Source organism: Promicromonospora iranensis, from assembly GCF_028994805.1.
Classification (GTDB): Bacteria; Actinomycetota; Actinomycetes; order Actinomycetales; family Cellulomonadaceae; genus Promicromonospora; species Promicromonospora iranensis.
Genome location: NZ_JAJQQP010000015.1, coordinates 157850 through 169897, shown reverse-complemented (window position 1 = coordinate 169897; position 12048 = coordinate 157850). Strand labels below are relative to the sequence as shown.

General features: G+C 70.7%; 11 protein-coding genes and 1 pseudogene. 7 read left to right on the top strand and 5 right to left on the bottom strand.

Annotation, left to right across the window (positions count from 1 at the left end):
- Positions 1-317 precede the first annotated feature (317 nt).
- From LUM46_RS23205 to LUM46_RS23185, 5 genes and pseudogenes are all read left to right on the top strand, one after another.
- Positions 318-818, top strand: coding sequence for a DUF2231 domain-containing protein (locus LUM46_RS23205; protein WP_274997424.1), 501 nt, complete (start codon positions 318-320; stop codon positions 816-818).
- Positions 815-985, top strand: a pseudogene (locus tag LUM46_RS23200) (alcohol dehydrogenase catalytic domain-containing protein); the annotation flags it as partial. The gene LUM46_RS23205 and the pseudogene LUM46_RS23200, both read left to right, overlap by 4 nt.
- A gap of 40 nt (positions 986-1025) precedes the next feature.
- The gene (locus tag LUM46_RS23195) at positions 1026-1202 is read left to right on the top strand and encodes a hypothetical protein (protein ID WP_310243180.1); all 177 of its coding nucleotides are present in this window, start codon (positions 1026-1028) and stop codon (positions 1200-1202) included.
- Between the two features lie 15 nt (positions 1203-1217).
- The gene (locus LUM46_RS23190) at positions 1218-2621 is read left to right on the top strand and encodes a cytochrome ubiquinol oxidase subunit I (protein WP_274997423.1); all 1404 of its coding nucleotides are present in this window, start codon (positions 1218-1220) and stop codon (positions 2619-2621) included.
- Complete coding sequence (locus tag LUM46_RS23185) at positions 2618-3619, top strand: cytochrome d ubiquinol oxidase subunit II (RefSeq protein WP_274997422.1); 1002 nt, start codon at positions 2618-2620, stop codon at positions 3617-3619. The genes LUM46_RS23190 and LUM46_RS23185 overlap by 4 nt, the downstream gene beginning before the upstream one ends.
- Positions 3620-4007: 388 nt before the next feature.
- Here the strand turns inward: LUM46_RS23185 and LUM46_RS23180 are convergent, their stop codons facing one another.
- Complete coding sequence (locus LUM46_RS23180; RefSeq protein ID WP_274997421.1) at positions 4008-4454, bottom strand: DUF4383 domain-containing protein; 447 nt, start codon at positions 4452-4454, stop codon at positions 4008-4010.
- 276 nt (positions 4455-4730) lie between these two features.
- Here LUM46_RS23180 and LUM46_RS23175 point away from each other — a divergent pair, with 276 nt between their 5' ends.
- Positions 4731-6701 carry an elongation factor G gene (locus LUM46_RS23175; protein WP_274997420.1) on the top strand — a complete coding sequence of 657 codons (1971 nt, stop codon included), beginning with the start codon at positions 4731-4733 and terminating at the stop codon, positions 6699-6701.
- A 17-nt stretch (positions 6702-6718) separates the two neighbouring features.
- On the opposite strand, the gene LUM46_RS23170 is transcribed toward LUM46_RS23175, so the two are convergent.
- From LUM46_RS23170 to LUM46_RS23160, 3 genes are read right to left on the bottom strand one after another with little or no spacing between them, the layout of a single operon-like run.
- On the bottom strand, positions 6719-7276 hold the full coding sequence (locus LUM46_RS23170) for a hypothetical protein (protein ID WP_274997419.1): 558 nt from the start codon (positions 7274-7276) through the stop codon (positions 6719-6721).
- Between the two features lie 39 nt (positions 7277-7315).
- On the bottom strand, positions 7316-7957 hold the full coding sequence (locus LUM46_RS23165) for a hypothetical protein (protein ID WP_274997417.1): 642 nt from the start codon (positions 7955-7957) through the stop codon (positions 7316-7318).
- Positions 7958-8001: 44 nt separating this feature from the next.
- Entirely contained in the window at positions 8002-8127 is a 126-nt protein-coding gene (locus tag LUM46_RS23160) for a hypothetical protein (protein ID WP_274997416.1), read from the bottom strand.
- Between the two features lie 185 nt (positions 8128-8312).
- Here LUM46_RS23160 and LUM46_RS23155 point away from each other — a divergent pair, with 185 nt between their 5' ends.
- Positions 8313-9194, top strand: coding sequence for a glycerophosphodiester phosphodiesterase (locus tag LUM46_RS23155; RefSeq protein WP_274997415.1), 882 nt, complete (start codon positions 8313-8315; stop codon positions 9192-9194).
- Between the two features lie 80 nt (positions 9195-9274).
- Here LUM46_RS23155 and LUM46_RS23150 read toward each other — a convergent pair whose 3' ends face one another.
- On the bottom strand, positions 9275-12019 hold the full coding sequence (locus LUM46_RS23150; RefSeq protein WP_274997414.1) for a PKD domain-containing protein: 2745 nt from the start codon (positions 12017-12019) through the stop codon (positions 9275-9277).
- Positions 12020-12048 lie beyond the last annotated feature (29 nt).

Below are 12048 nucleotides of genomic sequence, written 5' to 3'. Positions count from 1 at the left end.
GACGGCAAGGGAGAGTTCGAGTACGTGGCCGAGCCGCCGGCCGGCGTGCCTGCCCCGCCGCCCACCAAGCCCGACGTGCGTCTCCACGGCACCACTGGCATGCCCGAGCCGGTGGAGAAGGCCATGGGTGTCGCCCAGGACGCGCTCCACAAGGAGTGACGCGAAGGGGTGACGACTGAGCAGCCGTCCGGCGGCGCACACGCTGTCGGACGGCCGCTCCCGGGGTCGCCGATCTGACCGGTCAGGTGGTCCATGACACGGCAGGGATGACGTTCCCGGGGCGTGCGTGGCGGAGAACCCAGAGGAAGAGATCACAGATGGAGAGCAGAGCAAAGGCTGCAGGGCACGCGATGCACCAGCAGCTGGTCGTCCTACCGCTCGGTCTGCTCGCGGCGGCGGTCGCGTTCGACGTGATCGGTCTCGTGACCCATGACGGACGGCTGGCGTTCGCGTCGTACCTGATGATCGTCGTGGCGGTCGTGACGGGCCTGGCCGCGTCGGTCTTCGGTCTGATCGACTATCTCGCGATACCGCGCGGAACACGGGCCAAGCGCGTCGCGCTCCTGCATGGTAGCGGAAACCTGGTCATGCTCCTGCTGTTCACCGGGAGCTCGCTGCTCCGTGCCGGCAGCCCGGACTACATGCCGCGCCCTACGACCTTCGTGCTGGCTCTGATCGCGCTGGTCATCGGAGCAGGCACCGGGTGGCTGGGCGGCGAGCTGGTCGGAAGGCTGGGCGTCGGGGTCGACGACGACGCCGGGCTGGACGCACCGGCACGCCTCACGACCGGCATCTCGATTGCGCGGAGGTCACAGTGAAGGACCTACCTCGTATCGAGCATCCGAACGACGCGATCGTGCGGGTCACCACGGCGGCGATCTGTGGTTCGGACCTGCACCTCTACCACGGCCTCATGCCCGACACGCGCGTGGGATCGACGTTCGGCCACGAGTTCGTGGGCATCGTGCACGACGTCGGTCCTTCGGCACCTCGCGTCCTGCGCGACCACCCGCCCGGACAACCCGGTGACCGAGACCGGCGTGCTGGCGGAGCCGTCGCACCATCCGCTCCGCTCCCGGGCCGGGCGGGTGGACGTGCGGCACCAGGTCCTCGACCCCCTCGTCGTCGTGGGGCCTTGGGTGCTGGGCGGCGTAGTGATCTACCGGGGTGTCCGCGCAGTGGTCCGGCGAGCCCGGGCGTGAGGTGCGAGGTCCCAAGTGCTGATCCATGACGCTCTGGTACTTGCAGCCGACCCGGCCGGCCTGCTCCCCGCCCGCCAGCAGATGGCCTTCACGCTGGGCTGGCACATCATCCTGGCATCGTTCGGTGTGGCGTTCCCGGCGATGATTTTCGTGGCCCACTGGCGGGGCGTGATGCGCGACGACGCGACAGCGCTCGTCCTCGCGCAACGGTGGGCGAAGGTCTCCGCAGTACTGTTCGCGATCGGAGCGGTGTCGGGCACGGTCCTGAGCTTTGAGATGGGGCTGCTGTGGCCCGGCCTGATGGGAACGTTCGGCGACGTGCTCGGCCTGCCGTTCGCTCTTGAGGGGCTGTCGTTCTTCGTCGAGGCCATCTTCCTGGGCATCTACCTCTACGGCTGGGGACGCATGCCGCCACGTCGCCACCTGCTCATGGTGGTGCCGATGGCGGTCGCCGGGGTCGTCGGCACGTTCTGCGTCATCTCCGTCAACGCGTGGATGAACACCCCTGCCGGGTTCCGCATCGTCGACGGCGAGGTCACCGACGTCGACCCCTGGGCGGCGATGTTCAACCCGATCGCCGGGTGGCAGTTCGCGCACATGTGGCTTGCGGCATACATGCTCGTCGGCTTCGCCATCGCCGGTGTCTATGCCGTCGGCATGCTGCGCGGGCGCCGCGACGCCCACCATCGGCTCGGCTTCCTCATACCCTTCGGCTTCGCCAGCGTCGCGGCGGTCGTCCAACCCGTCGTCGGGCACCTGCTCGGTGGCGGACTCGGCGACCGGCAGCCCGCCAAGCTTGCCGCGTTCGAACTCGCCACGACGACGGAGAGCCCGTCTCCGCTGCGGATCGGCGGCCTGCTGGTCGACGGCGAGGTGCGGTGGGCCCTCGACATCCCCATGCTGGGGTCGCTCATCGCACAGAACTCGTTCACAGCGCCGGTCCGCGGGCTGGACACCATCCCGCTGCGCGACCAGCCGCCGGTGAACATCACCCACTGGGCGTTCCAGACGATGATCGGGATCGGCACCCTGCTGGCCTTGGCCGTCATCGTCTACTGGGTACTTCGCTGGTGGCGCCGGCAGGACCTGCTCGAGCGTACGTGGTTCCTGAGGTTCTGCGCTGTGTCAGGGCCCCTGGCTGTCATCGCCGTGGAGGCCGGTTGGATCGCCACCGAGGTGGGACGCCAGCCCTGGGTGGTCTACAACGTCATGCGTACCTCTGAGGCGGCGGGGGACCACCCGGGCCTGTGGTGGCTGCTGGCCACCACGGTGGTCGTCTACACCGGGCTAACCGTCGGCGCCGTGCTCGTGCTGCGCTCGATGGCTCGCCGTTGGCGCCTGGGAGAACAGGACCTGCCCAGCCCCTATGGGCCCCAGACCCGGCTGTCCGACAGGAAACCGGGACGGGAAGCGTCGTGACTGTCGAGCTCGCGGTGGCCATGGCCATGTTCGTCGGCCTGGTCGCCTACGCCGTGTTCGGGGGAGCGGACTTCGGCTCCGGCTTCTATGACCTCACCGCGGGCGGTGCCGCTCACGGCGCCGAGCTGCGGACCGAGATCGACCACAGCATCGGCCCTGTGTGGGAGGCCAACCATGTCTGGCTCATCTACGTGCTCGTCATGTGGTGGACCGGGTTCCCGACCGCCTTCGCCGCCGCGATGTCCACCCTGATCCTGCCGCTGTTGCTCGCGCTGCTCGGGATCGTGCTGCGCGGGGCCGGCTTCGCGTTCCGCAAGTTTTCCCCGACGCTCTCGCAGGCCAGGGTCTACGGATCGCTGTTCGCCGGCTCGTCGCTCATCGCACCGTTCTTTCTCGGCACGGTCGCAGGCGCCGTCGCCTCGGGACGGGTGCCGGCCGACGGCCAGGGCGACCGCTGGTCGTCCTGGTTGAACCCCACGTCGCTCCTGGTCGGTGTCATCACGGTCGCCTGCTGTACGTTCCTGGCGGGCTCGTTCCTCACCGCCGACGCGACCCGTGCAGGCCACCGATCGCTCGCTGCCCAGCTCCGTCGGCGCACTCTGCTGGTCGGAGCGGTCGCCGGGGCGCTCGTGCTCGGCTCGCTCGTTCCCATCGCCCGCGACGCGCCCACGCTGGCCGAAGGCCTGACCGGGCGGGCGGCTCCACTGATCGTCAGCTCGATCCTCGGCGGGATGGCAGCCCTCGTGCTTCTTCTGAGGCGGAGGGTCGCCGCCGCGCGGGTCAGTGCCGTCATCGCCGTCGCCTCGGTCGTCGTCGGATGGGGTGCCGCCCAGTACCCGTGGCTGCTCGTCGATGAGGTCACCATCGCGGACGCGGCGGGAGCCCCCGCCACGCTGCGGGCACTCCTGCTGGTCGCCGCGCTCGCCGGGGTCATCGTGATCCCGTCGTTGGTGTACCTGTTCCGCCTGACCCAGTCCGAGCAGTGGGCCCAGGGCTGAGGGCCTCAGTCGGTGACGTAGCTGATCGTCCGGGCCACGATGAGCCCTTGTCGGACGACGAACGAGTCGCGCGCAGCTCCTCACCGCCGGGCCCTGTGCCCGACCAGCGCAGCAGCTCATAGGCGTCTGCCACGACCAGGTCGTCGTACCGGTACTTCCCCTCGGGCAGGTAGGTCCGTAGGACGCCCGCCGGTAGACGTACCCCGTCATCGTCGTGGTGGACGCCCTCGCCCCAGGAGAGCAGCACCACGTCAGGCGCATAGTTGCGAGCCAGGTCGCTGTCCAGGCCGAGGGGGTCAGGGCATGTGGTGCGGCGACGTGACGGTCAAGATCACGCCGCCGCACGACGACGTCAGGGCGCGTGCCGGTCACTCGCACCCTGCGCGGATCAGGCTGCCCGCGGTCCGGTCGAGGTGGTGCCGGAGTTCCGACGGGGCCACAACGCGATGGCCAGGCCGGCCACGACGCTCAGGATGTGCAGCCAGTTGTCCGCCGCATTGATGTTGAGAAAGTTGATGTCCGGGTTGTTCACCGCGATCAGGCCGTAGACGAACGCCGCGCCATACCCGATCACCAGCAGCCAGCCGAACGTCCGTGCCCGCCCCGGCGACGACCACATGATCACGCCGAGGAGCCCGATCAGAAGGTGCACGATGTTGTGCAGCGGGTTGACCGCGAACCCGAGCAGCGTCTGGTCATGGTCGTGCTCGGCGAACCCGTCGAACCCGGTGACGAAGAATCCCGCGATTCCCACCAGGAGATAGACCACGCCGATCGTCAGGGCGAGCCATTGGTGGGGCGCCCGGGTGTGCGTAGCGGACGTCGATTGCGTCATGGCATTTCTCCGTTCTTCAGCGTGACCAGGAAGACCACCTTGCGGTCGGGCCGGTCCCACTCGCATCCGGCGAGCCGCCCCACTTGGCCTCCTTGTCGCGCACGTGCAGGTGTGACGACGGCCGGCCCGGCGGGCAGCAGACAAATCCGTTGACCGGCCCCGGCCCGGGGGCCGAGCATCAGCGGGTCAGGACGTTGCGTCATCCGCCGAGTGCGAAGGAACCGACCATGCGCGAACTCATGTGCGAGCCCAGGACCAGCCAGCACATGAGGAGCCATGAACCCATCGCACGAGACCGCCCATGCACGACCTGATGCCCCCGCCGGAGCGCTGCGGCGCTGCGTCAATCTCGGGGTCGTCGCCCATGTTGACGCCGGCAAGACCAGCCTGACCGAGGCGCTGCTGCTGCGCGGCGGCGCCATCGACCGCCTCGGCCGCGTCGACGACGGCACGACCCAGACCGACACGACGTCGCAGGAACGGCAGCGGGGGATCACGATCCGCGCCGCCGTCGCGACGTTCGTCGTGGACGGGGTGGCCGTCAACGTGGTCGACACCCCGGGGCACCCCGATTTCATCGCCGAGGTCGACCGCTCGCTGGCGGTGCTCGACGCCGCGGTCCTCGCCGTCTCAGCCGTCGAGGGCGTGCAGGCCCAGACCATCGTGCTGTTCCGGGCCCTGCGGCGCCTCGGCGTTCCGACGGTCTTCTTCGTCAACAAGATCGACCGGGCGGGTGCCGACCCCGACCGCGTCCTCACCGCGATCGCCCGGCGGCTGACGCCCGCGCTCGTGCCCCTCGCGCGGGTGCACCACCCCGGGACGCCCGCTGCGAAGGCGGAGCCCGGTGACTGGGACGACCCCGCCTGGGCCGAGCACGTGACCGCACGGCTCGCCGATCATGACGACACGCTCCTCGAGGCATGGATCGACCCCGCGCAGCAGCTCGAGCAGCAGCGGCTGCGGTCGTCGCTGTCGGCACTGACGAGGTCCGGGGCGGTTCATCCGGTGCTGTTCGGTTCGGCGCGGACGGGGGAGGGCGTCGCCCAGCTGATCGTGACGGTCACCGAGATCGTCCCCGCCACCGTGGGTGACGACGGCCCCGGCGTCGCGCAGGTCTTCAAGATCGAGCGCTCGGCGGCCGGGCAGCGGGTCTGCACCGTCCGGATGCGCGGAGGGACCCTGCGTGTCCGCGACCGGACCCTCCTCGGTGGCGGCCGGACCGCGACCGTGACCGGCATCGAGGTCTTCGCGCCCGGGGGCACCGCGGCGAGCGACGTCACGAGCGCAGGACAGATCGCCCGCGTGCGCGGGCTCGACACCGCCCGCATCGGTGACTGGATCGGCACCGAGCAGGCCGCGGCCACCTCGGCTCTGCCCGAGCCGGGCCTGGAGACGCGGGTGGTCGCCACCGACCCGGCGCAGCAGGCCGACCTCCACCGGGCGCTCGCCGACCTCGCCGACCTCGACCCGCTCATCGCGGTGCGCCCCGACGCCGGCGCGGCGCGCATCCGGCTCTACGGCGCGGTGCAGCAAGAGGTCCTGACCGACACGCTCGCCGCCGAGTACGGCATCCGGGTCGAGTTCCAGGAGACGACCATGGTGTGCGTCGAACGCCTCGCCGGTACGGCCTCCGCCGTGCTCCGCATGGGCGATCCCGGGCACCAGCACCACTACAGCCTCGGCGTCACCATCGAGCCGGCCGCTCCCGGCAGCGGGGTCGAGCTGGTCGTCGCCGCACCTCACATCACCGTGCCGATGCACGTCTACGGCAATGTCGAGGACTACCGCACCGCGGTCCACGAGTACCTGGCCACGCCTCTCGCCGTCGGCCCGCACGGCTGGCCGGTGACCGATCTGCGCGTCACCGTCGTCGAGAGCGACTATCCGCCGGCGGGTCCGCGCGCGGTCGCCGTGAAGCGCACCACCGAGCTCGTCGTCCGCGAGGCGATCCGGCGTGCGGGCACGCTGGTGTGCGAGCCCACCGATCGCTTCGAGCTCGAGGCCCCGGCCGGGACCCTCTCGGCGGTGCTCGGCCTCCTCGGCCGACACGGCGCCGTACCCGGCCCGCCACAGGTCACCGGAGACCTCGCCACGATCACCGGCACCGTGCCCGCGGCCGAGGTGGGTGCGCTCCGCACCGGCCTCCACGCCGCCGCCCACGGCGAAGGAGTTCTGGAGACCGTCCTGGACCACTACGCTCCCGCGCGCAACCGGCTGGGGGTCGGACGACGGCCCGGACCACCGTGAGATCGTCCGGGCCCGACCTACGAGGAGTAGTCGCCCTCGTCGTACTGGTCGAGGGACAGCAGCCGGCGGATCGCGTCCGCGGCGGCCTGGTCGTCATGTTCCAGTGCGGCCAGCACCGCGGTCACCATGTCCTCTGCCGTCGTCGCGGCGGTAGCCGCCTTCCACGACGGGACCGCCCCCTCACCCGCGTCGGCCAGGCTCAGGGCGTGCGGCTCGACCTTCGCCGGCCACCGCGCTCCGCGCAGCGTCTTGATCTCCGCCCGCAATGCGGTCAAGGTCGCTGCCGCTCGCTCCCGCTGGATCTCGACGGGCTGTCCCGTGTTGATCGCTGTCTCCAGCTCCTCGAGCGCCTCGTTGTACGGGCGGACGGCCTCCAGGTACTGGGCGGCGGCCTCCTTGGCACCCAGCCGTGCCGCCTCCGACGGCGCGGCGGAGGCCGGCTCGGACGTCCGAGGCGCCGCGGAGGTCGGTCCGGAGGCCTGAGCCGTCGGCACGGCCGGTGACGCGCTGTCCGAGGTGCTTGCGCACCCGCTCGCGAGCAGCAGGACCAAGGACGTGGTGATCAGGCGGCGCATCGTGCTCCATCGACATAGGGGCAGGTAGGACACCGCAACCTAGCGCACGCCGGTGTCACTCTGGCCCGGCCCGGGCCGGGCAGGGCGGGACGTCGGCGGCATCCTGCTGAAGCGTTCGAGCTCGGCGATCACCTCGTCCGCCGGGGCGTCGAGGTCGTCGATGCCGAAGCGGATCGGTGACCGCGGCTCGACCCGCCGGCCGTGCTCGTCGTTCATCTCGACGTCCAGGTAGGCCTCGCGCGCCTCCGGATCGAGCCTCCGGAGGATCGCGTCGGGGTGCCGCACGGTGACGAGGACGAGCAGCTCGTCGACCTCTTCGTGGGTGTCGTCGGGTTCGTCCGGGTCGCGTTCCTCCGCGGTCAGCTCGTAGAGGCCGTGGTGGCGATAGACCTCCCAGGAGATGACGTCTGCCCAGCGGACCCGGAGCCCGCCCCAGGCGGAGAAGCCGCTGTCGTCGAGCACGAGCGCGGGCTCGGGTGCTGGTTGACGACGGCGGCGGACCGCCTGGACGACGGCGCCGACCAGTGCGGCGACGCCGGCGAGAGACAGCAGGGCGCCGGCGACGTACCCGGGGAGGTCGTCGAGGATGTTCCCGCGTGGTTCGAGGATCGTCCAGACGAGAAGGAGCGTGCCGGCCAGGAGCACACCTGCCGCCAGGAGCACGGTGCGTACCAGAGACACAGGCTCAGGAACGGCAAGATGGAACACTCGGGGTGGGCGCACCGTCAGAGCCGTCCGTGGGCGGCGATCACGTGACCGACAACCTCCGCGCCGGATCCGGACTCGGCGACCAGCGACAGCTCTGCCCGGACCGCCGGGACGTCGGACGGACGCTCTTTTCTGATCAGCATCCCGACACTCTTGAGGGAACTGGGCCGAGGAGCAACACAAATTCACGGTCTGGTGGAGAACTCAGAACCCGGCACGATGTTCCGGACAGGTTTCCGGCTGAGTCACCCCCGGGCCATCCCCGGGTCGTGTGGGCTCGGCAACGTCACCTCCTGCCCTGTCCGTTCGGCCCCTCGGGAGATCGATCATGCGCTTGACCCCACGCCTGTCCGCCCTGCTCGCCGTCACCGTCGCCGGTGCCTCCGCCGTGCTACCTGCCGCGCCGGCTGTGGCGGCCGGTCCGCCCGAGCACGTCGACGTCGTCAACACCGCTCACCGCGGGGCCATGGGCCACGCGCCGGAGAACACGCTGGCCGCCTTCGCCCTGGGCGTCACGATGGGCTCCGACCTGGTCGAGTCGGACGTGCAGCGGTCCAAGGACGGCGTCCTGGTGCTCATGCACGACACGACGCTGTCCCGCACCACCGACGTCGAGCAGGTCTTTCCGGACCGGGCGCCCTGGCGCGTCAGCGACTTCACCTACGAGGAGATCCAGCAGCTCGACGCGGGCTCCTGGTTCTCCGAGGAGTTCGCGGGTGAGCCGGTGCCGACGATGGCGCAGATGATCGAGCTGGTCCGGCCGACCCGCGCGGGCATCCTGATGGAGCTGAAGTCACCGGCGCTCTACCCGGGGATCGAGCGGCAGGTCGCCGAGGAGTTCGCGAGCTACCCCGGCTACGTCACGTCGGCGGTCCGGGCGGAGCGGCTGGTCGTGCAGAGCTTCGACTGGGCGTCGATGGAGCGGTACAACGAGGTGCAGCCGTCCGTCCCCGTCGGCCTGCTGGGCCGGCCCAGCGAGGCGCTCCTTCCCGAGCTGTCGACGTGGGCCGACCAGATCAACCCGGGCTACACCACGTTCGACGCCGCCTACGTCGAGACGGTGCACGAGCTCGGTATGGAGGTGCACACGTACACCGTCAACACGGCCGGCGACATGAACAGGGTTCTCGACCGGGGTGTCGACGGAGTGATCACCAACTTCCCCGACGTCCTTGAGGACGTCCTCGCGGAGCGCCGCACCAAGGACTGACACGGTCGGACGACGGCCCGGACGACCGTGAGATCGTCCGGGCCCGTCCTGTCCTCCCTGTCTTCTCCCGTCGCCGCGGCTCAGCCCCTGGTGTCGGCCACCGTGATCTCGACCGTCGTCCAGTCGCGGGTGCCCTCGCTGTCCGTGGCGATCAGCCGTGCGGTATACCGGCCCGGCTCCTCGTAGACGTGCGTGACGGTCGGCCCGTCCGCCGTCGTCCCGTCACCGAGGTCCCACTGGTAGGAGGCGATCTCGCGCCCCTCGGGCGCGAGAGCCGAGCCCGACAGGTCGACCGAGAGTCCCGCCGTTCCGCCTGTGCGGTCCGCCTCGGCGGTCACGACCGGGGCGGTGGCGTCGGCGACGCCGCGCCCGTGGAAGACGAGCCAGTCGAGACCGAGGTCGGCACCGCCGGCCGGCGCACGCTTGCTCGTGACAGCGAGGTACAGGGTGGTGGCACCCTGCTCGTCCTCGATGTCGATGGTGGGCGAGACGACCTGCCCGGCACCGGTCGCCGCGCGGACCTTGGTCTGGCCGAGCATGCGACCGGTCGGGCTGCCGGCGCGCACAGTGACGGTGGCGTCGGCCGCACCGCGGACGGCGCCGACCGTCAGCCCGTCGATGCCCCGGAGGTCGACCGGGTCGAACGCGATCCAGTCGCCGTGGTCGACGTCGGTGACGAGGCGGCCGCCGCGGGCATCGGCGTCGTCGGCCACGGTGACGCCGGAGCTGTCGGCGTAGAACTCGGCCTCCTTGTCGCGCACCTGCAGGTGGAGGATGTCCTGTCCGGCGAGGGCCGGGACGCCGTCGGCGCCGAGGTCCTCGTAGCCCGCCCCGAGCACGGGGTAGACGTTCTGCCCGACGCCGTGGTCCGCCGGGTCGAGGAAGACCGACCCGGAGCACCCGGTGTAGTTGTCCAGCGGGTGGGCGTGGGTGTCGTGACCGAGCTGGGTGTTCACCGTGACCTGCTCGCAGTCGATCGTGCCCGCCTCGGTGGAGCCGTCCTCGGCGTCGGCCACGTCGACGGAGTACGCGACGGTGTCGCCGAGCTCGGCGAAGCCGCCGTGGAAGGGCGCCCCGAAGGAGACGTCCGGCCGGGTGTTGCCGACCGTGATCTTCTGCACCGAGACGCCGGTGAACCCGTCGCTGTCCGTGACGGTCAGGCGGGCGCTGAACTGGCCGCGGTCGGTGTAGGTGTGCATGGGGTCGGCCTCCGTGGAGTCGACGACGCCGTCGTTCTCGAAGTCCCACGCGTAGGTGATGTCGAGCCCGTCGGGGCTCTCGCTGGTGTCGCCGGTGAAGGCGACGGTCAGCGGGTCCGGCCCGGAGTCCACGTCGGCGGTGAACCGCGAGATCGGCCGTCGGCCGTCGGCCGCGTAGTCGATGCGGTAGATGCCGGCGTCGGTGTTGGTGCTGCCTCGGCCGGCGCCCCGGCCGAGGCCGAAGTCGATGATGTAGAGGGAGCCGTCGGGGCCGAACTCCGCCTCGAACGGTGCGACGAACGTCTCGCCCTCGAGGAACGGGTCGATCGAGAGCAGCTCGCCGGTGGCCTCGTCCAGCGAGAGCACCTTGTAGAAGTTGCGGGCGTACTCGGAGACGAACCAGTGCCCGTCGAAGCTCTCGGGGAACTTCGTCTTGACGTCGAGCTCCGGGTCGTAGCGGTAGACCGGGCCACCCATCGGTGCGGCTCCGCCCGAGCCGAGCTCCGGGAACTTCTCGGACGGACCGTAGCCGTACCAGACGAGCGGCTCCTGCGACGGCGGGAGCTCGCGCAGGCCGGTGTTGTGGGGGGAGTCGTTGACGGGGTTCGCGCAGTTGAACGCCTGACCGGAGGCCCCGGTCGCGAAGTCGTAGTCGATGTACGCCTGGTTGTCGGCGTGGCAGTAGGGCCAGCCGTGGTTGCCCGGCTCGGTCATCCGGATGAACTCGACCTGACCCTCGGGGCCGCGCAGCGGGTCGGCCACGCGGGCGTCGGGCCCGTAGTCCCCGACGAGCACCGCACCCGTGGCGGGGTCGACGGTGATCCGGAACGGGTTGCGGAAGCCCATCCCGAAGATCTCCGGACGGGTCCCCTCCGTGCCCGGCGCGAACAGGTTGCCTTCCGGGACGGAGTAGGTGCCGTCGTCCTCGGGGGTGATCCGCAGGATCTTCCCGCGCAGGTCGTTCGTGTTGGCGGACGTCGCCTGCGCGTCCCAGGCGCGGCGGCCGGGACGCTCGTCGATCGGGGTGTAGCCCTGCTGGTCGAACGGGTCGGCGTTGTCACCGGTGGCCACGTAGAGGTCGCCGTCGGGACCCGTCGCGAGCGAGCCGGCCATGTGGGAGTTGGCGCGGCCCTCGCCGCGCCAGATGGTGAAGTCCAGCAGGCGCTTCTCTGACGCCGGGTCGATGGTGCTGTCCGCGCCCATCGTGAACCGCGAGAGGTTCATCCTCGCGACGTCGGGGTCGCTCCAGAGCAGGTACAGCCACCCGTTCTCGGTGAAGTCGTCGTCCAGGGTCAGGCCCAGGAGGCCGTCGGACTGCGAGAGCAGGTCGAGGGAGTAGTCGAGGTCCAGGGCCGTGGTCTGGCGGAGCGTGTCCTGCTCCAGCACGACCACCTGGCCGGTGCGCTGGATGTAGACGACGCGGCCGTCCTCGGCCACGTCGAGCTCGAACGGGTCGGCGAGACCCTCGGTGACGAGCGGGACCTTGTCGAACTCGGTGGTCTCGGCGTGGCCGGAGCCGGCCGGGACGTCGTGGGCGGTGGCGGCGGTCGTGGCGGGGACCAGGGCACCGAGCGCGACGACCAGACCGGTCGTCGCACCCAGGGCCCGGCGGTGCAGTGCGGACATCAACACTCCCTCGTGCTGGGTCGGATGGT

Excerpts from the sequence above, each read along its gene's own strand:
- LUM46_RS23180 (WP_274997421.1), bottom strand. The coding sequence starts at position 4,454 with ATGACGCAATCGACGTCCGCTACGCACACCCGGGCGCCCCACCAATGG.
- LUM46_RS23205 (WP_274997424.1), top strand. The coding sequence starts at position 318 with ATGGAGAGCAGAGCAAAGGCTGCAGGGCACGCGATGCACCAGCAGCTG.
- LUM46_RS23160 (WP_274997416.1), bottom strand. The coding sequence starts at position 8,127 with ATGCTGATCAGAAAAGAGCGTCCGTCCGACGTCCCGGCGGTCCGGGCA.
- LUM46_RS23150 (WP_274997414.1), bottom strand. The coding sequence starts at position 12,019 with ATGTCCGCACTGCACCGCCGGGCCCTGGGTGCGACGACCGGTCTGGTC.
- LUM46_RS23155 (WP_274997415.1), top strand. The coding sequence starts at position 8,313 with ATGCGCTTGACCCCACGCCTGTCCGCCCTGCTCGCCGTCACCGTCGCC.
- LUM46_RS23170 (WP_274997419.1), bottom strand. The coding sequence starts at position 7,276 with ATGCGCCGCCTGATCACCACGTCCTTGGTCCTGCTGCTCGCGAGCGGG.
- LUM46_RS23175 (WP_274997420.1), top strand. The coding sequence starts at position 4,731 with ATGAACCCATCGCACGAGACCGCCCATGCACGACCTGATGCCCCCGCC.